We start from the raw sequence: 22,316 nt of genomic DNA, 5'->3' as shown, positions 1-22,316 counted from the left end.
GTCATGAGAAGCGCCCTCCGGACCGGGTCAGGCACCGCACTGTGGCCGGGTGACCGACTCCCTCGAACCAGCCGTCCACCTGCACCTACGGCGTGACGCCGTCCGGGAGGGCTGGTCCGACGACGAGCTGCGCCGGCTCGTCCGGACCGGCAAGCTCGGGCGGCTACGGCGTGGCGCCTACGTCAACGGCACCCTCCCGCTGGACGCGGCGGCGACACATCGCCTCCTGATTCGCGCGACGATGCCGGGCCTACGCCGTCCGGCCGTTGTCAGCCACCAGTCGGCGGCGGTCCTCCAGGGTCTTCCGCTCTGGGACGTTCCGCTCGACCGGGTGCACGTGACGCGACGCCCCCGTGCCTGGAACGACACTGGCCGCGTGCTGTGCTGCCACGTCGCCCGCCTGCGCGACGACGAAGTGGTCGACGTCGACGGCCTGCAGGTGACCAGTCCTGTGCGGACGGCGCTGGACCTGGCGCGGTCCCTCCCGCATGAGGCCGCCGTCGTGGTCCTCGACGCAGCGCTCCGCCTTGGTCTGCTCGATCGCGACGCCCTGCGAGCCCGACTCTTAGACATCGCCGGTGCACCCGGCAGCAGGAGCGCGGCCCGGGCTGTCCTCTTCGCCGACGGGCGCAGCGAGAGCGTCGGCGAGTCACGCAGCCGGGTGATCCTGCACCGCTGGAAGCTCGCCCCCTCGGCGCTCCAGTTCGAGGTCCGCTCAGCCGACGGTGGCGTCATCGGACGCACCGACTTCGCCTGGGAGGAGCACCGCCTGATCGGCGAGTTCGACGGCCGCATCAAGTACGGGCGTCTGCTCCGGCCGGGGGAGGACGCCGGCGACGCCGTGTTCCGCGAGAAACGCCGTGAAGATGCCATCCGGGACGAGGGTTGGGGCGTCATCCGATGGACGTGGTCGGATCTGCACCGACCCGACAGCTTCGCCGCGCGCGTCCGTCGCCGCATGCGCTGACCCCGCTCCTGGGGTGTTGTTCGCGCTCCTCGGGTTCTGCAGAACCCCTGACGCACGAACAACACCCCAGGAGCAAGGGGGCCGCCGGTCAGAGGGGCAGGTCCTCCAGCATCTCGGTCACCAGGGCGGCGATCGGCGAGCGCTCGGAACGGGTGAGGGTCACGTGGGCGAACAGCGGATGACCCTTGAGCGCCTCGATCACCGCGGTGATGCCGTCGTGCCGGCCCACCCGGAGGTTGTCCCGCTGGGCGACGTCGTGGGTGAGCACCACCCGGGACCCCGCGCCCAGCCGTGACAGCACCGTCAGCAGCACACCGCGCTCGAGGGACTGCGCCTCGTCGACGATCACGAACGAGTCGTGCAGCGAGCGACCGCGGATGTGGGTCAGCGGCAGCACCTCGATGAGGCCGCGCGAGGCGATCTCGTCGATCACCGCCGGGGAGACCAGCGCCCCGAGCGTGTCGTAGACGGCCTGCGCCCAGGGCGACATCTTCTCGTTCTCGCTGCCCGGCAGGTAGCCGAGCTCCTGCCCGCCGACGGCGTAGAGCGGCCGGAAGATGACCACCTTCTTGTGCGCCCGGCGTTCCATCACCGACTCCAGGCCCGCGCACAGCGCCAGCGCCGACTTGCCGGTGCCGGCGCGCCCACCCAGGGAGACGATGCCGATCTCGGGGTCCAGGAGGAGGTCGAGGGCGATGCGCTGCTCGGCGGAGCGGCCGTGCAGACCGAACGCCTCACGGTCGCCGCGCACCAACCGCACGTGCTTGTCGGGGGCGACCCGACCCAGCGCCGACCCCCGGGAGGACAGCAGCACCAGCCCGGTGTGCGGGGGCAGCTCCGCCGCGGCCGCGACGAACGTCTCGCCGGTCTCGTAGAGGTCGTCGAGCTCGGCGTCGTCCAGCGACAGCTCCGCCATGCCGGTCCAGCCGGCGTCGACGGCGTCCATGACGCGGTACTCGTCGGTGTCCAGCCCGACGGCGGCCGCCTTCACCCGCAGCGGCACGTCCTTGGTTATGAGGCGGACGTCGCGGCCCTCCGACCGCAGGTTCAGCGCGACGACCATGATCCGGCTGTCGTTGCTGTCGTTGCGGAAGCCGGCCGGCAGCACCGACGGGTCGCTGTGGTTGAGCTCGACGTGCAGGGTGCCGCCGTCCTCACCGATGGGGACAGGGGCGTCCAGCCGACCGTGCGTCACGCGCAGGTCGTCGAGCATGCGCAGGGCCTGGCGGGCGAACCAGCCGAGCTCGGGGTGGTTGCGCTTGTCCTCCAGCTCACCGATCACGACGAGCGGGAGCACCACGTCGGAGTTGCCGAAGCGCATCAAGGCGCCCGGGTCGGAGAGCAGGACGGAGGTGTCGAGGACATACGTACGACGAGTGGTCAACGAGGCCACCTCGCCAGCGCTCGTCGGCCTCGTGCCCATGGGTGCTGAGTTGCTGCATGGCCTCGCAAGCTCGGTCATGTATCGACTCCCGTGGGGCGCACGGCGCGCCCCCGCTCGAAGGTGGCCGGGCCCCGGCGCAGAGGCCGGATTCCGGCCCCTCTGGTCGACGTAGACGTCAGCACCAACCGGGCCTCCCGTGGACGACGAGGGCAGCTCGTCATCCACTGCGGACGCTAGGCCCGGCCACCGACAGAAGCGCGCGCACCACCCCGAAAGGCACCCCAACGTTCACTCGATGGAGTACCAACCGCCTCATTCGTCGCACCGGCGGTCGACCGTGGGCTCAGCTGGACTCGCGCCGGAAACGTCGGACGCCGAACGCCCATCCCAGAACGGCCAGCACGACCGTGAGGGCGGCACCCCACCAGGCGACCGAGGTGTCGTAACCGCCGACGAAGAACTCGCGGGTCCCCTCGACGACGTGCTTGAGCGGGTTGATGTCGCTGATCGTCTGCAGCCACCCGGGGGCGAGGGTCATCGGCAGGAGGATGCCCGAGAGCAGCAGGACCGGGAGCACGAACGCGTTCAGCAGCGGCGCGAAGGCGTCCTCGCTCTTCAGCGTGAGCGCCAGGGCGTAGGAGGTCGACGCGAACGCCGCCCCCAGCAGCGCGATGACCACCAGCGTCAGCACGACCCCGAGCAGCGGCGCACGCAGCCCGAGCGGCAGGGACACCAGCACGAGCAGCACACCCTGCACCAGCAGGACGACGACGTCGCGCAGCACCCGCCCGAGCAGCAGCGCGGTGCGGCTCGCCGGTGTGACCCGCTGGCTCTCGATGACGCCGGCCCGGTACTCGGCGATCAGGCCGAACCCGACGAACAGCGAGCCGAAGATGCCGAGCTGCACGAGGATGCCGGGAACGAAGATCTGATAGGCGTTGCCCGTCCCCAGTTGGCCGGCCAGCGGCTGGAGCAGCGGTCCGAACAGCAGGATGTAGAGGATCGGCTGCATCATCATGATGACCAGCCACGCCGGGTTGCGCAGCGACATCCGCATCGCCCGCACGAAGACGGTCCCGGTGTCGCGCAGCAGGGTTCTCATCGGACGGTCACCTCTTCCAGCGACCCGGCCGGAGCCGAGGACTCCGGGTCCCGCAGCGAGCGGCCGGTGAGCCCGAGGAAGACGTCGTCCAGACTCGGCCGCCGGCTCTCGATGCCACTGATCGTGATGTCGGCCCGGTCCAGCCCGCGGACGAGCTCGACCAGCGCGGCGCCGCCGTGCGGCACCCGCCCCACGACGCGGTCGTCGAGCACCTGGGGCGCCTCGGCCCCGCGCAGCTGCCCCATCAGGCGGGCGACCTCGCCCACCTGCTCGGATCGCTCGACGGTCACGGTCAGCACATCCCCACCGACCTGTGACTTCAGTTCGTCAGGGGTCCCGCTCGCGACGATGGCCCCGTGGTCGATGACCAGGATCCGGTCGCAGAGCGCGTCGGCCTCGTCGAGGTAGTGCGTGGTGAGGAATACCGTCGTGCCGCGTTCCTCGCGGAGCGCCCTGATGTGGGTCCACAGGTTGGCCCGGGCCTGCGGGTCCAGACCGGTGGTGGGCTCGTCCAGGAAGACCAGCTCCGGCACGTGGACCAGGCCCACCGCGATGTCGAGCCGGCGACGCTGCCCGCCGGACATCGTCTTGGGCTGGCGCTCCCAGAGCCCGTCGAGGTCCAGCTCGCGGAACAGCCGCTTGCCGCGCTCGGTCGCCTCGGCAGTGGTCATGCCGTAGAGGCGGGCGTGGTCGACGACCTCCTCACCGGCGCGGGCGTCCGGGTAGGTGGAGCCGCTCTGCGAGACGTAGCCGATCCGACGTCGCACCCCCACCGGGTCGGCGATCAGGTCGCGACCGGCGACCGTGGCAGTGCCGGCGGTGGGCTCGAGCAGGGTGGTCAGCATGCGCAGCGTCGTCGTCTTGCCGGCGCCGTTGGGGCCCAGGAAGCCGACGATCTCGCCGGCCTCGACGTCGAGGTCGACGCCGACGACGGCATGGATTTCCTGCTTCTTCTTCCGGAAGGTGCGGGCGAGCCCGCGGGCGTGGATCACGGTCGTCAGCATCCGCCGGGGGACCGACAGGGGTCGACCGGTTTCGCGCAGAGCGTGTCAGCCCCACCCGTCCCGCCGGCCGGGCGGGCGCAGCGCCGGCCGTTCCACGGTGTCGGTGCGGTAGACGGCGGCGTCGCGCGGATCGGCGACCGCGCGTCGGCGTCCCTCCCGGGGCCGCAGCGCGACCAGGGCCCACAGGACCGGGACGAGCAGCACCGGCCACTGGAGGGACAGGTCGCCCAGCCAGAGGAGCCCACCCAGCAGCAGGCCGCCGAGCCAGACCGCGGTCCACAGCCCCAGCGTGCGGGCCTCCCGTGGGTCGTGCCGGGTCATCGTTCAGACGGCCCGGAGCTCGCCGGCCACAGCCCGGGGAGTCAGGGGCTCGTCGAGCAGGCGGAGGAATCGGTCGGCCACCGACTGCTCCGCCGGCCGGGCGGCCAGCCAGCGGGACAGCAGGTCGAAGCCCTCCACGTAGGTGGAGGTGTAGGCGCGCCACAGCGGGTCGGTGAGGAACCGGATCTGCTGGGCGGCCCGCTCGGCGCTCACCAGGGACCAGCGCTGCAGGTAGGCGCTCACCTCGTCGACGTCGGCGCCGCGGTCATGGAGGAGGACGGCGGCGTCCTGGCGCACCCGGTTCAGCGGCGCGGCCGCCGTCGCGATCCGCTCAGCGAGGTGCCCGTCGAACCGGAGCCCGAGATCACCGAGGATCTCCGCGGCCCACGGACCCCAGCCCTCCCCGATCGACGCCTGCACGCCGAGGTCCGCCAGCCCCTCCGCCATCAGGCACTCGGGGGTGTTGACCAGGAAGACCGTGTGCTCCATCCGGTCGGCGCGGTCCACGAGGCCGCGCTCCTTGCGGCAGTGCTCGGTGTGGTGACCGGGATAGGACTCGTGCGCCACGAGGTGCGGCAGCTGCGAGAGCCGGTGCGGCAGGTCGGCGTTGATGGCGACGCGGGAGCGGTAGCCGCCCTCGTAGTAGTTGAACCCCGACCAGGGCTTGTCGGTGACCACCTCGTAGCGCACGGTCTCCACCTCGGGCAGGCCGTACTGCCCCCGGACCCGGTCCCGCAGCGCGCTGGACAGGGCGTGCACCGCGGTCTCCAGCCGGTCCGGCGGGCACTCCTCCCGGCGGCGGTGCGCGGCGTACCTCTCGGCGAGCGTGCCGTCGCCCGGCAGGAGGGCGGCGAGTTCGGCGTGGGCGGCGGCGTACTCCGCCGGGTCGCCGGGGGCGACATCGACCTGGAAGTAGGCGGCCACCTCGTCGACGAACCCGATCTGCTCCCCGCTCATCTTCCGTGCGGTGCACTCCAGGCCGGTCAGCTGCCCGCGCAGGTACTCGGTGCGGTCGGCGGGCAGCCCCGCGGCGTCCAGTTCCTGCAGGAGGGTGCGCGCCTGGTCGCGCAGCCCGGACGGCGTGGGGGCCGGTTCGTCGGCCACCTCGGCGCGCAGCCGCGGGTTCCCGGTGTAGGCGTCGACGAAGCCGGACTCCAACCGGTCGAACCGCAGCCCCAGCCGGACGTACTCGAGGGGCAGGTCAGGAGGGAGAACGGCCATGACGGGCAGTTTTGCAGCCGCTCCTGGCAGCGACCGAACCGGCAGGCCGTGGCGCCGGGACGGCGGTGCCGCGCGAGGGTTCGCCCGAGCTGCGCCGGGCGCAGCGACACCCCGCCGTCAGCTGCCGAAGCGCCGGTGCCGCGCGGAGTAGTCGCGCAGTGCACGGAGGAAGTCCACCCGCCGGAAGTCGGGCCAGTAGACGTCGGTGAAGTGGAACTCGGTGTTGGCCGTCTGCCACAGCAGGAACCCGGACAGCCGCTGCTCACCGCTGGTGCGGATGACCAGGTCCGGGTCGGGCTGACCGCGGGTGTAGAGGTGCTCGGCGATGTGCTCGACCTCCAGCGCCTCCACCAGCTCCTCCAGCGCGGTGCCGCGCTGAGCATGCTCGGCCAGCAGCGACCGGACGGCGTCGGCGATCTCCTGCCGCCCGCCGTAGCCGACGGCCAGGTTCACCGTCGCGCCCGGCCGGCCGCGGGTGTCCTCCTCCGCCTGCTTCAGGACGGCGACGGTCTCCGGCGGCAGGACCTCCGGTGCGCCCATCGCCCGCACCTGCCAACGCCGGTGCGGCCGGGAGAGGTCGACGGCGACGTCCTCGATGATCTGCAGCAGTGCCCGCAGCTCGGACTCCGGCCGGCTGAGGTTGTCGGTGGAGAGCATGAACAGGGTGACGACGGAGACGCCGGCGTCGTCACACCACCCCAGCAGGTCGACGATCTTGTCGGCGCCGCGGCGGTGGCCGTGCGCGACGTCCTCGAGGCCGATCGCCCGCGCCCAGCGCCGGTTGCCGTCCATGATGACGCCGACGTGGCGTGGGACGTCGGCGCCCTCGAGCGCATCGGCCAGCCGCCGCTCGTAGATCTGGACGATCGCGTCCCGCACCCACTGACGCACGCCCACGCGGTCACCCTAGGCCCCGGCGCACGGCCGGGCGGGCATCCGTGCCGACGTCGCGTCGCCCCGTGCCCGCCCTCGGCAACGTCACCGGTCGCTGCGGATGACGGGCTACCTACGGGTCCGTAACCTCGGAGCGTGAGTATGGCCCCCCAGGAACGCGAGCAGGTACGGGTCGAGGCCGACAGCGCCGAGCTGGAGGCCCCCCTGGTCGAGGCCGTCGAGGCGGTCCGCGCCGAGGGCGAGCAGGTCGAGCGGACCTGGACCGCCGGCGACTTCGCCGACCGGGACTGGGAGCACCCCGACACCCGGCCCCGCATGCGCGGCTGGCTGCACCTGTTCGCCTTCTTCGGCGCCATCGTGGCGGGTGCGGTCCTCGTCCCGCTGGCCGCCGTCCAGGGTGCGCGCGCCGGCTTCTCGATCGCCCTCTACTGCCTCACCATCTGCGGCCTGTTCGGCGTCAGCGCGCTCTACCACCGCCGGCGGTGGTCACCGCGCGGCTGGAAGATCATGAAGCGGCTCGACCATTCGATGATCTTCCTGTTCATCGCCGGGACCTACACCCCGTTCGCCCTGCTGGCGGTCGACCAACCCACAGGCTTCTGGGTCCTCGCCGGAGTGTGGGCCGCGGCGCTGGGAGGCGTCGTCCTCAAGCTCAGCTGGCCGACCGCACCCCGCTGGGTGGGGGTTCCGCTCTACATCGGGCTGGGCTGGGTGGCGGTCTTCGTGCTCACCGACATCCTGCACTTCGCCGGCGTCACCGCGATGGTCCTGCTCGCGGTCGGCGGCCTGCTGTACACGGTCGGCGGCGTGGCCTACGGCATCAGGAAGCCGAACCCCTGGCCGGGCACGTTCGGGTACCACGAGGTCTTCCACGCGATGACGATCGTCGCGGCCATCTGCCACTACATCGCCGTCTACTTCGCGATGTACAACTCTCCTTTCGTCTGACTCCGTCAGACGACCGCGGCCAAGAGCCGTCCCCAGTTGTGTTGAGCCCCTTCCGTCCGGGCTCGGGAGACCCTGCGGGCCTCCGCTCTCCCGGACCGCGGCTCCGCCGCGAGTTCCCTTCTCGGCTCACGTCCCGTCCCGCCTCGGGGAGCCCTCCGGGCCCCCGCTCGGCCGGACCCGCTACGCGGTGAACGGTGGGCGGTCGTCGAGTTTCACCGACATTCGGCCCGCGAGTCGCCAGGTCCTGGCGACGACGTCGCGATCGGCCTCGGTCACCAGGTTGCCCATGACCCGCAGCGCCACCGTCATCAGCGCCCGGGAGCGCATGCCGACCGGGCCGGCCGCGGGGAGGAACCGGGGCAGGGTGAGCAACCCCGCCAGCCGGCGCGCGATGGAGAACGCCTCGCCGTAGTGCCGCCGCAGGGTCGCCGGCCACGCGATCGACCAGTCGCCCTCCCCCAGCAGCTCGACGATCATCCGCCCGGTCTCCAGCCCGTAGTCGATGCCCTCGCCGTTGAGCGGGTTCACGCAGCCGGCGGCGTCGCCGATCAGGGCCCAGTTGCGCCCGGCGACCCCGGAGACGGCCCCGCCCATCGGCAGGAGGGCCGAGGCGGGCGCGCGGACCGGCCCGTCGATCTGCCACTCGTCACGGCGGGCGTCGGTGTAGGTCTCCAGCAGCGACTTCAGCTGCACCCCGGCGGGACGCCGCGCGGTGGCCAGCGTGCCGACCCCGATGTTCACCTCGCCGGCCGCCGCGCCCAGCGGGAACACCCAGCCGTAGCCGGACAGCAGCTCGCCGGCGTCGCCCCGCAGCTCCAGGTGGGAGGAGATCCACTCGTCGTCGCTGCGCCCGGAGCGCACGTAACCGCGCGCGGCGACCCCGTAGGCGGTCTCCCGGTGCCATTCCCGCCCCAGGACACGGCCCAGAGGCGACCGGACGCCGTCGGCCACGACCAGTCGCCGGCAGGCGACGGAGAAATGCTCGTCGTCGGCCGACTCGAAGACCACGGCGGTCACCCGGTCGCCGTCGCGCTCCACATCGACGGCGCGGGCACCCTCGAGCGGCTCCGCCCCCCAGCCGAGCGCCACCTCGCGGATGCGGGCGTCGAGCTCGGTGCGCGGCACGGCGCTGCCGTGGTCGGGGAACGCGCCACCCGGCCAGGGCAGCTGCCACTCGCGGCCGAAGCCGGCGGCGCGCAGCCCCCGGTTGCGGGCGTGCCCGCGTACCCAGTCGCCGAGCCCCAGGAGGTCGAGCTCGGCGATCGCGCGAGGCGTCAGGCCGTCGCCGCAGGTCTTGTCACGCGGGAAGACCGCCACGTCGGCGAGGACGACGTCGTGCCCGGACCGGGCCGCCCAGGCCGCCGCCGCGGAACCCGCCGGACCGGCTCCGACCACGAGGACGTCGGTCGCTACAGGGACGGCACTGGCTGGCACAGAGTCCAGTGTCCCTGCCGGAAGAATCGAGCCGCGCACCCGCTCAGCCGAACTGGACTCAGCCGGGCTGCGGTCCCCGGCTGCGGACCTCCTCGACCGACGCCATGGCCTCGCGCAGCTCGGTGAGCCACTGGTCGGCATTCCGGCCGACCAGCCGCACCGCCCAGGCCAGCGCCTCCGACCGCGAGCGAGCCACCCCGGCGTCCACCAGGGTGTCGAGCACCAGCCGTTCGGCCTGACGCAACCGGGTCATGACCGGCGTGGACAGCGTGGTGAACAGCTCGCGCTGGTCGCCGCACACGGCGCCCCATGCCACCGAACGGCCGTACCGCTCCTGTGCGGCGTCGGCGATCGCCATGCGCTGCTGACGGGTCTCCTCGCGGAAGCGGGCGATCCGCCCGGCGCGTGCCGCAGCGGGGTCACCCTCGCCGGCCTCGGGTTCGGACAGGGTGCCGACGACGGTGATCTCGTCCCGGTCGATGGTGAGCTCGGCCGGTCCGGTGAACCACCCGTCCGGGAGCCGCCCGGAGAACCAGCCGGCGACCTCGGCGCGTTCGACCGGGGGTGGCGCCTCCCCACCCCGGCCCCCCGGCCCACGGCCGCGCCCGCGGCGGAAGCCGGGCCCGAACCCCGCTCCGAAGGCAGCGTCGGCGAATCGGTGTCCATGCATGGCGACCTCCCGCGGTCCGTGTTGATTACACGGTTACACGGTAGGCCGCTGAGGCGTGCTCAGGAAGCTGCCATCGCTGCGCTGAGAGCGGACACGTCGGTGACGGGGGCGGAGCAGACGAACCCCCGGCAGACGTAGGCGGCGGCACGGCCGGCCTGCACGGGGCGGTCGGCCAGGAGCGGCACCCCCAGCGCGTCCGGCTCTCCGACGACGACGACGGCGCCCGGGCTGGTGGCCGCGCGGGCCGCGGCCGCGAGCGCATCCCGTTCGGGACCGGCCGGACCGCTGACCGCCACCTCCAGCGGGCCGGCCAGCAGCGCCTCACCCACGGCCGCGGCCCACCCGGCCGCGCGGGGGGCCTGGGCGACCAGCCGGGTCAGCGACGCGAGCGCCGCCTCTCCGAGTTCCCGGTGCCGCGGCGAGCCGGCCAACGCGGCGTACCCCACCGCCGCCCCTGCCGCGGCAGCGATGCCCGCGGGCGTCGGGCCGTCCGCGGGATCGAAGGGCCGGTGGACCAGCGCCTCGGCATCGGCGGCCGTGTCGTGCCATCCCTCGACGTCGATGAACTGTTCGGCGACGACGTCCAGCAGGTCCCCGGCCAGCTCCAGCCAGCGGCCCTCACCGGTCGCCTGGTGCAGTGCCAGCAGTCCCTCGGCCAGGTCGCCGTAGTCCTCCAGGACACCCGCGTACCGACCCGCGACCCCGTTCCGGGAGGCCCGCCGGAGCCGGCCGTCGACCCAGTGCGTCCCGGCCAGCAGCTCGGCCGCCCGGCGCGCCGCTGCCACCGAACCGTCGGCGCCGGTGAGAACCCCGTGCTCGGCCAGCGCCGCGATGGCCAGTCCGTTCCACGCGGTGACCACCTTGTCGTCCCGGGCCGGCTGCGGTCGCCGGGCGCGCGCGGCCAACAGCCGCTCCTTCACGGTGGCCAACCGGGCGGGATCGTCGGAGTCGTGCAGCCACTGCAACGTCGACGTCCCGTGCTCGAAGGTGCCGCGGTCGGTCACCTCGAACTGGTCGGCGGCCCAACGCCCGTCATCGGGACCGAGGACCTCGGTCAGCTGGTCCGGCGTCCACACGTAGGTCAGTCCTTCGACACCGTCGGTGTCGGCGTCCAGGGCGGAGGCGAAGCCGCCCTCCGGCGTGCCGAGGTCGCGGATCAGGAAGCCGGCCGTCTCGTCGGCGACCCGGCGGGCCCACTCGTCGCCCGTCGTCCGCCAGAGGTGCAGGTACACCCGCAGCAGCAGGGCGTTGTCGTACAGCATCTTCTCGAAGTGCGGCACCACCCACCCCGCGTCGACGGAGTACCGCGCGAAACCGCCGGCGAGCTGGTCGTAGATGCCGCCGCGGGCCATGGCCTCGAGCGTTCCTCGCGCCATGCGCAGGGCCTCGGCATCACCGGTGCGTGCGTGGTTGCGGAGCAGGAACTCCAGCAGCATGGACGGCGGGAACTTGGGCGCACCCCCGAAGCCCGCGGCCGTCTCGTCGTAGCTGCTGCCCAACGTACGGACGGCGGAGTCGAGGACCTCGGCCGACAACGGCGCGGGGGCACCGAGATCCAGCCGAGAGGAGATGGCGCCGGCGATCTTCGTGCCCGCCGTCTCGAGGTCGGCTCGACGATTGGCCCAGGCGTCCTCGACCGCTGCGAGCACCTGCCGGAAGGCGGGCATGCCGTGGGCGGGGCGGGGCGGGAAGTAGGTGCCGCAGTAGAACGGCTTGCCGTCGGGGGTCGTGAACACGGTCATCGGCCAGCCGCCGTGTCCGGTCATGGCCTGGGTGGCGGTCATGTACACGCTGTCGACGTCGGGCCGCTCCTCCCGGTCGACCTTCACGCAGACGAAGGACGCGTTCATCTGCGCGGCCGTCGCCTCGTCCTCGAAGGACTCGTGCGCCATCACGTGGCACCAGTGACAGGCGGCGTAGCCGACGCTGATCAGGAGTGGTCTGCTGAGACGCCGCGCCTCCTCGAACGCCTCCGGTCCCCACTCCCACCAGTCGACCGGATTGTCCGCGTGTTGCAGCAGGTATGGGCTCGTGGCGCCGGCGAGACGGTTGGGCATGCCCCTTTGCTTCCCTCACGGGTCCGTGTGCGAACTCATGCCGTCGACCCGCCGGCGACCATTGCCCGGACGGCAGCAACTCCCCTCGACCTCACCGACTCCACAACGGACCAGCTCGCTCAGGGGACGAGGCGAGTCACGCCCCCGCCGGTCAGCCCTCGCTGTGGCGACGTCTCGCCACATCCGTGTCGGACACGCATCGAGCGGCCGCCCCCTTCCGAGGTCCGCTGCGTCACGTCAGCTACACGCGTGGTGCGACCGGTGCGGCGGTACCAGGCGGTGAACAGCGCCACCAGCAGGAGCAGCTCTCCGACGTGGCCGCCGTAGTACATCCACTGCGCCGCGGATTCGATCTCCGCGGCGGTGTGGCCGCTGCCGGGAGGCAGGTCCGGGGCCCGCGCGTAGAGCAGCTTGGCCAGGTAGCCGTGCGCCCCGCCGGCGACGACGAGAACGGCGATCCGCGTCCTCGTGCCGGGACGGCGAGGAGCCGGATCGGGGCCGGCGACCGCCCAGGCGTACAGGTACCCGGCCAGCACGAAGTGCAGGTGGAGCAGGTGATGGACCGACTCCGAGCGGGCACTCAGCGCGTACAGCGGCGTGAGGTACAACAGGTACAGGCCGCCGACGCTGAGCGCGGCGGCGGTGGCCACGTGCGAGAGCACGTGCAGCGACCTGGCACGAAGGACCACGGCGGCCGGCCGGCGGGCGGGGACTGGCAGGGCGGCCAGCAGCAGGGTCAGCGGCGCCCCGAGCACCAGCGCGATCGGTGCGTACATGCCCAGCAGCAGGTGCTGCGCCATGTGGCCCCCGGCCGTGCCTGCGTCGACCGCCGGGGACAGCGCCGTGCCGACCAGGGCGGTTCCCAGCAGGAAGCTCGCCGTCCGCCGGTTGCTCCAGCCGCGGCCGTTCCCGCGCAGCCGGGCCACGCCGGCGAGGTACACCGCAACCGGCACGATCGCGACCAGCGCCGCCAGCAGCCACACCACGACGGAGTCGCCGGCCACGTGCGAGCCGCCGTGCGCCAGTGGTACGGACGCGACCGCCACGACGGTCAGTGCCCGGGGGCCGGTGTCCGCCCCTCACTGCGGGACCGCCAGGTCAGGATCGCACCGATCAGCAGCAGCACCACCGCGGCGCCGTTCCAGAACAGGTCGTAGGGCAGCAAGTCGACGCCGTAGCGGACCTGATGCAGCCGCAGCAGCTTGTGGTCGACCACCCCGTCGAGCAACTGGAAGGCGCCCAGACCCAGCAGGAATCCACCCCACGTCGAGCGGTGGGCCAGCGTCGCGCGCCGGCGGAGGTCGGCGAACCGGAAGAAGCCGGCGACCAGCAGCACCAGGTAGGCCGTCTGCAGCAACCCGTCGGACAGCAGGGCCACGTCGGGCGTCGAGCGGTCGTAGAAGTGGTGCCAGCCCAGCAGTTGGTGGAAGACCACCTCGTCCGCGGCGGCCATGATCGCGATGCCGAGCATGGTGCCGGTGAGCAGCGACCTGCGGCGGTCGACGGGGGACGGTCGGGTCCCTGAGACGGTCACCCTGCGCGTCTCCGTCTCAGTGACTGGTCAGCCCGCGGCGGGACTGCAGGTACGGCGGGACCATCCGCTCGGCGATCAGGCCGGTCGCCAGCGAGTAGATCGCTTTGTGCAGGACGTCGACGGCGCGCTCGTCGCGCGGCCAGATCATCGGCGGCGCCCCCACCCCGGTGGTGTTCTCCAACGTCTGATCGGTCGACAGCCGCACGATGGTGTGCGCCACGTGCGCCTGTGGGCCGCGCAGCCCGACCGCGGCCCACACCCCGCGCAGCGCACCCAGGACCGCCCCGGTGCCCCAGTGCATTGCGTGGTTCCACCCGGTCGGCCGGGCGTCGTCGGACGGGTGCCGCCCCAACAGCGTCAGCAGCGTGCGCGCCGGGACGTAGGAGTTCGGGCGATGGGTGATCGACTGCTCGACCTTCTCCGCCGCCGTCATCACCGCCACACCCAGCAGCCCCGCGAGGACGCCCCGGCCCGCCGCCGGCAAAAGCGCCCGAGCACGACTGGTGCCGCTCACCGCGTCCACAGCTGTCCTCCCGTCTCGAACCCTGTCACCGCTGTAGCCCGACGGCCTCCCGCCTACACCCGCCCAGGTACCCGCCGGGTGCGAGGGCCGCGCATTGGTCCCGGCCCTCGCCCACTGCGGCCGCCGGGAACAACTGCCCCACCTCGTCGTTGAGTCCAATATACCCCCGAGGGTATCCAGTCGGCAGGTCATCGGAGGTCAACATGGCCAGGCTCGTGCGTATCGAGCAGTTCGACGACGGGACGCCGTCCGTCGCGACGGAATCGGGTCCCCGGATCTGCGGCGGCGATCAGGCATGAGGCTGCTCGATCGGATCAAGAAGGCCCTCGCCGGGAACAAGGTGACCCCCCGCGAGGCCGAACTCCTGCGGCAGTCGGGCGCGGTACTGCTCGACGTCAGGACGCGGCAGGAGTTCAAGGCCGGGCACGCGCCTCGGAGCCGCAACATCCCGCTCGACCAGCTGGCCGGTCGGCTCCGGGAGGTTCCTGCCCACCGGCGGGTCATCACGGTCTGCCGGTCCGGGGCGAGGTCCGCGCGCGCCGCGGCGCTGCTCAGGAACGAGGGGCGGGACGTCGTCGACGTCCGTGGCGGCATGCTCGCCTGGCAGCGGGCCGGGCTGCCGCTCGACGGTCCGCCCGGCCGCACCCACATCTGACTTCCACCACCGATGGCGGCTCGCGGCCCGTGCCACGGGCAGGCCGTCCGCCACACCTCGCGCACCATCCACTCGGAGACACCTCATGACCACCTCGACACCCGTGATGCCCCGGGCTGGGCACGCCGGCACCCCTGCCGGCGGATCCTGGCGCGGGCAGGACACCCACCGACTGCTGCGGCTGCTGGCCGTCGTCGCCGGTCTGCACGTCGTGGGCTGGGGGGTGCTCGCTCTCCTCGTCGCCCCGCAGGATCACGTCGTCGGGGACCAGGTCTTCGGCCTCGGGCTGGGCCTGACCGCCTACGCCTTCGGCGTGCGGCACGCCTTCGACGTCGACCACATCGGGGTCATCGACGGCGCCACCCGCAAGCTGACCGCCGACGGCAAGCGCCCCCTGTCGGTCGGTTTCTGGTTCTCCCTGGGGCACTCGAGCGTCGTCTTCGCGATGGCGTTGCTCGTCGCCACCGGCGCGCGGCTGGCCTCATCCCTGGTGCAGGAGGGCTCGGCCGTCCATACGGCCTTGAGCACGTTCGGCACCGGCGCCGCCGGCTTCTTCCTGTGGGTCGTCGGGCTGGTCAACCTGGTCGCGCTGGTCGGCATCCTGCGCACGCGGCGGCGGTTCCGCAGCGGACGGCTCACGGCCGAGCAGCTCGACGCGTCGCTCGCCACCGCAGGTGCCCTGTCCCGGCTGTTGGGTCGCTTCACCCGGAGGATCAACCACCCGGCCCAGGCCTACCCGGTCGGCTTGCTCATGGGCCTGGGGTTCGACACCGCCACGGAGGTCGCACTGCTCGTGCTGGCGGGCACGGCCGCGGTCACGTTGCCCTGGTACGCGGTGCTCGTCCTGCCCGTGCTCTTCGCGGCCGGGATGAGCCTGTTCGACACCCTGGACGGCGCCTTCATGACCGCCGCGTACGACTGGGCGTTCGCCCGCCCTCTGCGCAAGCTCACCTACAACGCCGTGGTCACCGGGCTGTCGGTGGCCGTCGCGCTCGTCGTCGGCACGATCCAGCTCGTCTCGGTGCTGCACGACCGCCTGGGGCTCGACGACGTCGTCACCACCTGGATCAGCGGCCTGGACCTCTCCCGCTCCGGGCTGCTCGTGGTCGCGGGCTTCGTCCTCGCGTGGGTCGCGGCGCTCGCCTGGCGGCGCCGGCCGACGGCGTCGGAAGCGCTGCACGAACGGCAGGGTGTCCACGGCGGTGCCGGACTCGGGCGACCGGTCGATCCGATCCAGGCGTGAGGTGCGCCAGCCATCAGGGCCCACGCCGGCAGCCCGAGCGCGAAGACGGACAGCACGGGCTGCACCGGCTGGCAGTACGTCATCGCACCGCTGGAGCGCAGGGCCAGCAGGACCCATCGCACCTCGGCTGACGGCCCGGCCGGAACAGATCCGACCGTCATCCTGTTGTACCCCCCGGGGTATACGAACAACTGAGAGAGGACCACCCATGAGTTCGACCGCTCTGACCGCCACCACCTTCCAGGACACCGTCACCCGCGACGGCATCGTGCTGGTCGACTTCTGGGCCGGCTGGTGCGGCCCGTGCCGGGCCTTCGCGCCAGTGTTCGAGGACGCCTCGCAGCGGCACCCCGACATCGTGTTCGGCAAGGTCGACACCGAGGCCGAGCAGGAGCTGGCCGCGGCCGCCGGGATCCGCTCGATCCCGACCCTGATGGCCTTCCGCGACGGCGTGCTGGTGTTCGCCCAGCCCGGCGCCCTTCCCGCCGAGGCGCTCGAGGAACTCGTCACCGCGGTGCGCGGCCTGGACATGGACCAGGTGCGCGCCGACCTGGCCACGCAGCGCCGCAGCGCCTGACCGACCCGGTGACGAGCCGATGAGCCGATGAGCCGCCGTACCCGCAGGGTGGAACTGGGCCTGCGGCAGAACGCTGCCCAGTTCGCCCTGCTGGTCGCGGTGAACGCGCTGGTCGGCGGGATGCTGGGCCAGGAGCGGACGGTGCTGCCGCTGCTCGCTGAGCGGGAGTTCGGGCTGACCGCCTACAGCGCGGTCCTGACCTACATCCTGGCGTTCGGGCTGGCGAAGGCGGTCACCAATTACCTGGCCGGCGCCTGGTCGGACCGATACGGGCGGAAGCCGGTGCTGGTCGCCGGCTGGTTCATCGCCGTCCCGGTGCCGCTGTTGCTGATCTGGTCGCCATCGTGGGGCTGGATCGTGGCGGCCAACGTGCTGCTGGGGATCAGCCAGGGGCTCACCTGGTCGACCACCGTGATCATGAAGATCGACCTGGTCGGCCCGGCCCGGCGCGGGCTGGCGATGGGGTTCAACGAGGCCGCCGGCTACCTCGCCGTCGCCCTCACCGCACTGGCCACCGGCTACCTGGCCGCCACCTTCGGGCTGCGCCCGGAGCCGTTCTTCGTCGGTATCGCGTACGCCGCGCTCGGCCTGGGCGTGTCCACCCTCGCCGTCCGCGAGACCCGGGGGCACGCCCGGCTGGAGGCGCAGACCCACCGCGCCGACAACCGGCATGACCACCTGCGGGAGGACCTGACGCAGCGGCAGGTGTTCCTGCAGACCAGCTTCCGGGAGCCGGCGCTCTCCTCGGCCAGCCAGGCCGGCCTGGTCAACAACCTCAACGACGGCCTGGCCTGGGGACTCTTCCCCGTCCTGTTCGCCGGAGCGGGGCTCGGCATCGGCCGCGTCGGCGTGCTCGCCGCCCTCTACCCGGCCGTGTGGGGCCTGGGGCAGCTGGTCACCGGTGGGCTGTCGGACCGCTGGGGCCGCAAGCCCTTCATCACCGGCGGCATGCTGCTGCAGGCCGGCGCCCTCGGGCTGATCGCCGCCGCCGACACCTTCCTCGTCTGGGCCGCTGCCGCCGCCCTGCTGGGTGCGGGAACCGCGATGGTCTACCCGACCCTGCTGGCCGCCATCGGCGACGTCGCCCACCCGGCCTGGCGCGCCCGCGCCGTCGGCATCTACCGGTTGTGGCGGGACGGTGGTTTCGCCGTCGGCGCGCTGCTCTCCGGTGTGCTCGCCGACCTGTACGGCATCCGCACGGCCGTCTGGGTCGTCGCCGCACTCACCGCGGCCTCCGGCCTGCTCACCGCCGTCCGCATGTACGAGACGCACCAGCGCCCCGCCCGGTGGACGTCGCGGCCCGCGGAGCCCTGCGCATCCACCTCGGCGCCGCCCCCGGCGTCGGCGCCCGGCGGGCGGTCTGCCTGCGCCACCCGACGGGTATGAGGCGCGGATCGGACCCGAAGGAGCCCCATGAGCCAGGACCAGTTCTCCGCGCAGGACCCCACCTCCCAGCACGTCCAGACCGACGCGCTGCCCGAGCAGACGATCGAGCACCCGGGGCTCGAGTCGGACATGGCGATCGAGCCGGACTACGGCGAGTCGACCTACCGGGGCAGCGGCCGGCTCGAGGGCAGGCGAGCCCTCATCACCGGCGGCGATTCCGGCATCGGACGAGCCGTGGCGCTGGCATACGCGCGTGAGGGCGCCGACGTGCTGATCTCCTACCTGCCCGAGGAGGAGGACGACGCCCAGGTCACCGCCCGAGTCGTCCGCGACGCGGGGCGTCAGGCCGTGACCGCGCCCGGCGACGTCCGGGACGAGGGGTTCTGCCAGAGCCTGGTCGAGCGGACGGTCGCCGAGCTCGGCGGCCTGGACGTGCTGGTCAGCAATGCGGCCTACCAGATGTCGATCGACGGCATCGAGGACCTCAGCACCGAGCAGTTGCTGCGCACCTACTACACCAACGTCTTCGCCACGTTCTGGCTCTGCAAGGCGGCCGTGCGGCACATGCAGCCCGGCTCCAGCATCATCATCACCACCTCGATCCAGGCCTACCAGCCCTCCCCCTCGTTGCTGGACTACGCCTCGACCAAGGGGGCGCTGGTGAACCTCACGAAGGGGCTCTCCCAGGAGCTCGCGCCGAAGGGCATCCGGGTCAACACCGTGGCGCCCGGACCGATCTGGACGCCGCTGATCCCCGCGACCATGCCGGCGGAGCAGGTCGGCTCCTTCGGTGCCGAGACCCCCATCGGCCGGGCGGGGCAGCCGGCGGAGCTGGCGCCGGCGTACGTGTTCCTGGCTTCCCAGGAATCGAGCTACATCACCGGTGAGCGCATCGGTGTCACCGGCGGCATGCCGATGCCCTGAACCGGCGCGAGCGGGACACCGCGGCGTCGATCTCTCGCCAGCTCGGTGGCTGGCCGTTGCGGTACTCCAGCGACGGCGGCACGAACCGCTCCGCGAGCACACCGGTCCTCGCGTGGCGGTCGGCGTTGACCGACCCGCGTGGGAGAGGCTGCACCCCTTCCGGCCGGTCCGCGACGGGTGGCACCCAGGAGCTGGGCGACACCGGTTCTCCACTGGGCCGGACGTACCGATGACGGCGCGCATCAGCCCGATGACCCGGCGGCAGTGGCCCGACCTGACCCGGAAGAGTTCGTGCCTCGATTGACAGTATGTGCCGGGCGTAGTGCCGCGAATTCGTCACTCCATGGCATTTCCTGCCCATGGCGATCGTGGCAGCTACGGCGGATCCTCACGTGTGCGCACCCTTCGCAGGGCGCGTCCGTCCAGGAGGCCACCATGAACCGCCCGCTGTTCCGACTCCTCGTCGTCCTCGTCTCCGTGGTCGTCTCACTGGGGGTGATCAGCGCCGCCTCGGCGACCACAAGTCGCCACTGCGGGATCACCTGGGGTTCGCTGCCGAAGACCTCGGAGGCAGCCGACACGGAGATGGTCTTCGGCGTCCGTGCCGGGCGTCATGCCTGCTTCGACCGCCTGGTCATCGATGTCGGCGGCCAGGACACGACCTTCGGTTCGTACGACGTGCGGTACGTGCCCCTCGTGCTCGAGGACGGCTCGGGTAGGCCGGTTCCGGTGCGGGGCGCGGCGGACCTGCAGATCGTCGTGGGCGCACCCGCCTACGACGAGTACGGCAACCCGACGTTCCTGCCGGCCGATCGCCAGGAGGTCGTGAACGTCTCCGGCTTCACGACGTTCCGCCAGGTCGCGTGGGCCGGCTCCTTCGAGGGTTCCACGACGCTGGCCCTCGGCGTCCGTGCCCGGCTCCCGTTCCGGGTGTTCACCGTGCCCGGAACTCCGCAGTCGGATGACACACCGCGGCTCGTGATCGACGTCGCGCACGCCTGGTGAGACCACAGGACGCCGTCCTCGTCGGAGACGGGGACGGCGTCCTGCTGCGGTCAGTGGTCGGAGGAACGCTCGGGCCGCCCGTCATCCGCGCGGCGGGGCGGCTCGATGGCCAGGGGCGCCCGACGGAGGTTGTCCAGCACCTCCTGGCCCGGCTGCGGCTCGAAGAGCTCCGCCGGGGTGTCGGGGACCTGCTCTCCCGGCTCGACGGGATCGAAGCTCGGCGGGATCCGCTTGAGGTGCTTGGTCATCGAGCGGACCAGCAGCACCACGGCGATCAGCAGGACGACGGTCAGCAGCAGCCCGAGCGGGCCGGACTTGCCGACGTCCTCGGGGAGCTGCTGGGCCAGCACGGCGGAGAACTCGGTCATCGCACACCCACCTCACTGCGGATTCCGGCGAACAGATCGTCCTCCGGCGTCGGCGAGTCGACCAGGCTGCGGGCCAGCTCGTAGTCCTCGGTGGGCCACACCCGCTGCTGCGTCTCCGGCGGGCAGGCGAACCAGCGGCCCTCCGGGTCGATCTGGGTGGCATGCGCGATCAGCGCGGCGTCGCGCACCGGGAAGTACTCGGCACACGACACCCGCGTGGTGACCCGGTGGGAGATGTCGTGCGCGGGATCCCAGTTGGCCAGCCACTCGGTGTACGGCGATTCCGCGCCGGTCGCCAGGATCGCCTCGTGCAGCGCCTTCGTGCGCGGCAGCGTGAAGCTCATGTGGTAGTAGAGCTTGCTCGGCTGCCACGGCTCCCCGAGGTCCGGGTACCGGTCCGGGTCCCCCGCGGCGTCGAAGGCGTGCACCGAGATCTCGTGGGTCTTGATGTGGTCGGGGTGCGGATAGCCGCCCCGCTCGTCGTAGGTGGTGATCACCTGGGGCTTGAATCGGCGGATCAGCGCGACGAGGGGCGCGGCGGCCTCCTCGACCGGGGTCAGCGCGAAGCATCCCTCCGGGAGCGGGGGCAGCGGCTCGCCCTCGGGCAGGCCGGAGTCGACGAAGCCGAGGAACTCCTGCTCGACCCCGAGGATCTCGCGGGCCCGCGCCATCTCCTCGACCCGGATCTGCGGCAGCCGCTCCCAGATCTCCGGTCGGTCCATCGCCGGGTTGAGCACCGAGCCGCGTTCGCCGCCGGTACAGGTGGCCACCAGGACGCGGGCGCCCTCGGCGACGTACTTCGCCATCGTGGCGGCGCCCTTGCTCGACTCGTCGTCGGGATGTGCGTGCACCGCGAGCAGGCGCAACTGGTCGGGTGAGGTCACCGGGTCATTGTCCCCCGCCGACGTCGGGGAGCGGCGGACGCCCGGACGGGTGGCGCCCGAAGTGCCTGGTGGTGTGCCCGCGGGGTGAGATACGCCTCTGATCGCCGTGCGGCCCGGTACGGTTCCGCATCCGGTGGATCGCCTGCCGCGTCCGTGCGTCGGCGCCGATCCCGGTGTTAGCTTGGCCGGATCGACAAGCGGGCCATCCCCACCCGGAGGTGGCCACCCGAGTCCTCAGGAGTACCGCTACGTGTCCATCCCCACTGACGAGCAGGACCAGGGCGTCTGGCTGACGCAGGAGGCCCACGACCGGCTCAAGGCCGAGCTCGACCAGTTGGTGGCCTCCCGCCCGGCAATGGCCGCGGAGATCAACGCCCGCCGGGAGGAGGGCGATCTCAAGGAGAACGGCGGCTACCACGCGGCCAAGGACGAGCAGGGCAAGCAGGAGGCCCGCATCCGTCAGCTGACCGACCTGCTGCGCAAGGCTCGGGTGGGCGCCGCACCGACGACGGCCACGAACGCGGCCCTGGGCACGGTCATCACCATCAGGTTCGCCGGGGACGACGACACCGAGAAGTTCCTGCTCGGCTCCCGCGAGATCGCCGGGACCACCGACCTCACCGTCTACTCCCCGGAGTCCGCTCTCGGGTCGGCGATCCTTGGAGCTGAACCTGGCACGACCGTGACCTACCAGGCCCCCAACGGCCGCGACATCAGCGTCGAGGTCGTTGCCGTCGAGCCGTTCGTTCCCTGACGCCTCCGATGGGGGCGCGCTCCCGTCAGGCGGAGAACACCGGGTTCGCCTGCGTCCACTGCACGGCCCCGGTGCCGGCCAACACCGACGGGCACTACCGCAACCACTGCCCGTTCTGCCTGTGGTCGCTGCACGTCGACGAGCTCCCCGGCGACCGCGCCAGTGAATGCCGGCAGCCCATGGAGCCGATCGGGCTGGTGGAGAAGTCCGGCAAGGGCTGGCAGGTGGTGCACCGCTGCACGGCGTGCGGCCACCGCCAGCCCAACCGGCTGGTCCGCGACGGCGAGAGCCCCGACGACCTGGACCTGGTGCTCTCGCTCCCCTGGTTGTGAGCGCCAAGACGTCGCGGTCCTCCGGACCGCACCGCGGTGACATTGCGGTCCTCCGGACCGCACCGCGGTGACACTGCGATCCTCCGGACCGCACCGCGGTGACATGCCGTCCCCTCTGACGCGGAGCCG

Annotated in this window: 24 protein-coding genes; 10 read left to right on the top strand and 14 right to left on the bottom strand. The window is 72.3% G+C overall.

Translation table 11 applies throughout. The features are described 5' to 3' along the window. The first annotated feature begins 49 nt into the window (after positions 1–49). Positions 50–967, top strand: coding sequence for a type IV toxin-antitoxin system AbiEi family antitoxin domain-containing protein (locus CHB94_RS07535; protein ID WP_089335955.1), 918 nt, complete (start codon positions 50–52; stop codon positions 965–967). Between the two features lie 88 nt (positions 968–1,055). Here the strand turns inward: CHB94_RS07535 and phoH2 are convergent, their stop codons facing one another. The 6 genes from phoH2 to CHB94_RS07505 all read right to left on the bottom strand — a co-directional run bounded on the left by phoH2 (position 1,056) and on the right by CHB94_RS07505 (position 6,896). Next, complete coding sequence (gene phoH2 / locus CHB94_RS07530) at positions 1,056–2,360, bottom strand: RNA 5'-3' helicase PhoH2 (protein ID WP_254920473.1); 1,305 nt, start codon at positions 2,358–2,360, stop codon at positions 1,056–1,058. 334 nt (positions 2,361–2,694) lie between these two features. Next, positions 2,695–3,453, bottom strand: coding sequence for an ABC transporter permease (locus tag CHB94_RS07525; protein WP_089335953.1), 759 nt, complete (start codon positions 3,451–3,453; stop codon positions 2,695–2,697). Then, complete coding sequence (locus CHB94_RS07520) at positions 3,450–4,445, bottom strand: ATP-binding cassette domain-containing protein (protein ID WP_089336015.1); 996 nt, start codon at positions 4,443–4,445, stop codon at positions 3,450–3,452. Before CHB94_RS07520 ends, CHB94_RS07525 begins: the two co-directional genes overlap by 4 nt. Positions 4,446–4,502: 57 nt before the next feature. Beyond that, a complete protein-coding gene (locus CHB94_RS07515; protein ID WP_089335952.1) occupies positions 4,503–4,778 on the bottom strand; it encodes a hypothetical protein in 276 nt (91 codons plus the stop codon). A gap of 3 nt (positions 4,779–4,781) precedes the next feature. Beyond that, positions 4,782–5,999, bottom strand: a complete 1,218-nt coding sequence (locus CHB94_RS07510; RefSeq protein ID WP_089335951.1) for a DUF885 domain-containing protein — start codon at positions 5,997–5,999, stop codon at positions 4,782–4,784. Positions 6,000–6,116: 117 nt separating this feature from the next. Beyond that, a complete protein-coding gene (locus CHB94_RS07505; protein ID WP_089335950.1) occupies positions 6,117–6,896 on the bottom strand; it encodes an isoprenyl transferase in 780 nt (259 codons plus the stop codon). Positions 6,897–7,034: 138 nt separating this feature from the next. On the opposite strand from CHB94_RS07505, the gene trhA reads away from it, so the two are divergent. Then, a complete protein-coding gene (trhA, locus tag CHB94_RS07500; protein ID WP_089335949.1) occupies positions 7,035–7,841 on the top strand; it encodes a PAQR family membrane homeostasis protein TrhA in 807 nt (268 codons plus the stop codon). Between the two features lie 180 nt (positions 7,842–8,021). Here trhA and CHB94_RS07495 read toward each other — a convergent pair whose 3' ends face one another. The 6 genes from CHB94_RS07495 to CHB94_RS07470 form a co-directional block, all read right to left on the bottom strand. Then, positions 8,022–9,275 (bottom strand): geranylgeranyl reductase family protein, encoded by a 1,254-nt coding sequence (locus tag CHB94_RS07495; RefSeq protein WP_254920472.1) that lies wholly within the window; start codon positions 9,273–9,275, stop codon positions 8,022–8,024. 58 nt (positions 9,276–9,333) lie between these two features. Continuing rightward, positions 9,334–9,945 carry an ATP-binding transcription factor AbmR gene (gene abmR, locus CHB94_RS07490; RefSeq protein WP_089335947.1) on the bottom strand — a complete coding sequence of 204 codons (612 nt, stop codon included), beginning with the start codon at positions 9,943–9,945 and terminating at the stop codon, positions 9,334–9,336. Positions 9,946–10,004: 59 nt separating this feature from the next. After that, on the bottom strand, positions 10,005–12,002 hold the full coding sequence (locus CHB94_RS07485; RefSeq protein ID WP_089335946.1) for a thioredoxin domain-containing protein: 1,998 nt from the start codon (positions 12,000–12,002) through the stop codon (positions 10,005–10,007). Positions 12,003–12,121: 119 nt separating this feature from the next. Continuing rightward, complete coding sequence (locus CHB94_RS07480; protein WP_217899210.1) at positions 12,122–13,048, bottom strand: cytochrome c oxidase assembly protein; 927 nt, start codon at positions 13,046–13,048, stop codon at positions 12,122–12,124. Positions 13,049–13,053: 5 nt separating this feature from the next. Continuing rightward, the gene (locus tag CHB94_RS07475; RefSeq protein ID WP_254920471.1) at positions 13,054–13,536 is read right to left on the bottom strand and encodes a DUF2243 domain-containing protein; all 483 of its coding nucleotides are present in this window, start codon (positions 13,534–13,536) and stop codon (positions 13,054–13,056) included. Between the two features lie 16 nt (positions 13,537–13,552). Continuing rightward, on the bottom strand, positions 13,553–14,050 hold the full coding sequence (locus tag CHB94_RS07470) for a hypothetical protein (protein ID WP_254920470.1): 498 nt from the start codon (positions 14,048–14,050) through the stop codon (positions 13,553–13,555). A gap of 304 nt (positions 14,051–14,354) precedes the next feature. Between CHB94_RS07470 and CHB94_RS07460 the strand changes: the two genes are divergently transcribed. From CHB94_RS07460 to CHB94_RS07430, 6 genes are all read left to right on the top strand, one after another. Next, on the top strand, positions 14,355–14,714 hold the full coding sequence (locus CHB94_RS07460; protein ID WP_089335944.1) for a rhodanese-like domain-containing protein: 360 nt from the start codon (positions 14,355–14,357) through the stop codon (positions 14,712–14,714). An 85-nt stretch (positions 14,715–14,799) separates the two neighbouring features. Then, complete coding sequence (locus CHB94_RS07455; RefSeq protein ID WP_089335943.1) at positions 14,800–15,957, top strand: HoxN/HupN/NixA family nickel/cobalt transporter; 1,158 nt, start codon at positions 14,800–14,802, stop codon at positions 15,955–15,957. A gap of 208 nt (positions 15,958–16,165) precedes the next feature. Beyond that, the gene (trxA, locus tag CHB94_RS07450; protein WP_089335942.1) at positions 16,166–16,534 is read left to right on the top strand and encodes a thioredoxin; all 369 of its coding nucleotides are present in this window, start codon (positions 16,166–16,168) and stop codon (positions 16,532–16,534) included. A 27-nt stretch (positions 16,535–16,561) separates the two neighbouring features. Further along, entirely contained in the window at positions 16,562–17,920 is a 1,359-nt protein-coding gene (locus tag CHB94_RS07445) for an MFS transporter (RefSeq protein WP_089335941.1), read from the top strand. Between the two features lie 27 nt (positions 17,921–17,947). Then, positions 17,948–18,844: an SDR family oxidoreductase gene (locus CHB94_RS07440; protein WP_089335940.1), complete on the top strand. Its 897-nt coding sequence runs from the start codon at positions 17,948–17,950 to the stop codon at positions 18,842–18,844. A 435-nt stretch (positions 18,845–19,279) separates the two neighbouring features. Further along, positions 19,280–19,849 (top strand): AMIN-like domain-containing (lipo)protein, encoded by a 570-nt coding sequence (locus tag CHB94_RS07430; protein WP_089335938.1) that lies wholly within the window; start codon positions 19,280–19,282, stop codon positions 19,847–19,849. Positions 19,850–19,899: 50 nt separating this feature from the next. Here the strand turns inward: CHB94_RS07430 and CHB94_RS07425 are convergent, their stop codons facing one another. Further along, the gene (locus tag CHB94_RS07425; protein WP_089335937.1) at positions 19,900–20,217 is read right to left on the bottom strand and encodes a hypothetical protein; all 318 of its coding nucleotides are present in this window, start codon (positions 20,215–20,217) and stop codon (positions 19,900–19,902) included. Next, the gene (gene mca / locus CHB94_RS07420) at positions 20,214–21,101 is read right to left on the bottom strand and encodes a mycothiol conjugate amidase Mca (protein ID WP_089335936.1); all 888 of its coding nucleotides are present in this window, start codon (positions 21,099–21,101) and stop codon (positions 20,214–20,216) included. The genes CHB94_RS07425 and mca overlap by 4 nt, the downstream gene beginning before the upstream one ends. 250 nt (positions 21,102–21,351) lie before the next feature. Here mca and greA point away from each other — a divergent pair, with 250 nt between their 5' ends. Together greA and CHB94_RS07410 are read left to right on the top strand one after the other, a co-directional pair. Further along, complete coding sequence (gene greA, locus CHB94_RS07415; RefSeq protein WP_176445452.1) at positions 21,352–21,855, top strand: transcription elongation factor GreA; 504 nt, start codon at positions 21,352–21,354, stop codon at positions 21,853–21,855. Between the two features lie 8 nt (positions 21,856–21,863). Further along, entirely contained in the window at positions 21,864–22,187 is a 324-nt protein-coding gene (locus tag CHB94_RS07410; protein WP_254920469.1) for an RNHCP domain-containing protein, read from the top strand. Positions 22,188–22,316: the final 129 nt, after the last annotated feature.

Source organism: Blastococcus mobilis (assembly GCF_900188025.1).
GTDB classification, from domain to species: domain Bacteria; phylum Actinomycetota; class Actinomycetes; order Mycobacteriales; family Geodermatophilaceae; genus Blastococcus_B; species Blastococcus_B mobilis.
Note: the sequence above shows the minus strand (reverse complement) of the source record. Positions and strands in the feature narration are given on the sequence as shown.

Bases quoted from the DNA above. Each gene is read 5' to 3' on its own strand.
- CHB94_RS07440 (WP_089335940.1), top strand. From the start codon at position 17,948: ATGAGCCAGGACCAGTTCTCCGCGCAGGACCCCACCTCCCAGCACGTC.
- CHB94_RS07425 (WP_089335937.1), bottom strand. From the start codon at position 20,217: ATGACCGAGTTCTCCGCCGTGCTGGCCCAGCAGCTCCCCGAGGACGTC.
- CHB94_RS07460 (WP_089335944.1), top strand. From the start codon at position 14,355: ATGAGGCTGCTCGATCGGATCAAGAAGGCCCTCGCCGGGAACAAGGTG.
- CHB94_RS07430 (WP_089335938.1), top strand. From the start codon at position 19,280: ATGAACCGCCCGCTGTTCCGACTCCTCGTCGTCCTCGTCTCCGTGGTC.
- CHB94_RS07485 (WP_089335946.1), bottom strand. From the start codon at position 12,002: ATGCCCAACCGTCTCGCCGGCGCCACGAGCCCATACCTGCTGCAACAC.
- CHB94_RS07455 (WP_089335943.1), top strand. From the start codon at position 14,800: ATGACCACCTCGACACCCGTGATGCCCCGGGCTGGGCACGCCGGCACC.
- CHB94_RS07515 (WP_089335952.1), bottom strand. From the start codon at position 4,778: ATGACCCGGCACGACCCACGGGAGGCCCGCACGCTGGGGCTGTGGACC.
- CHB94_RS07525 (WP_089335953.1), bottom strand. From the start codon at position 3,453: ATGAGAACCCTGCTGCGCGACACCGGGACCGTCTTCGTGCGGGCGATG.
- CHB94_RS07445 (WP_089335941.1), top strand. From the start codon at position 16,562: ATGAGCCGCCGTACCCGCAGGGTGGAACTGGGCCTGCGGCAGAACGCT.
- CHB94_RS07410 (WP_254920469.1), top strand. From the start codon at position 21,864: ATGGGGGCGCGCTCCCGTCAGGCGGAGAACACCGGGTTCGCCTGCGTC.
- CHB94_RS07510 (WP_089335951.1), bottom strand. From the start codon at position 5,999: ATGGCCGTTCTCCCTCCTGACCTGCCCCTCGAGTACGTCCGGCTGGGG.
- abmR (WP_089335947.1), bottom strand. From the start codon at position 9,945: ATGCATGGACACCGATTCGCCGACGCTGCCTTCGGAGCGGGGTTCGGG.
- trhA (WP_089335949.1), top strand. From the start codon at position 7,035: ATGGCCCCCCAGGAACGCGAGCAGGTACGGGTCGAGGCCGACAGCGCC.
- trxA (WP_089335942.1), top strand. From the start codon at position 16,166: ATGAGTTCGACCGCTCTGACCGCCACCACCTTCCAGGACACCGTCACC.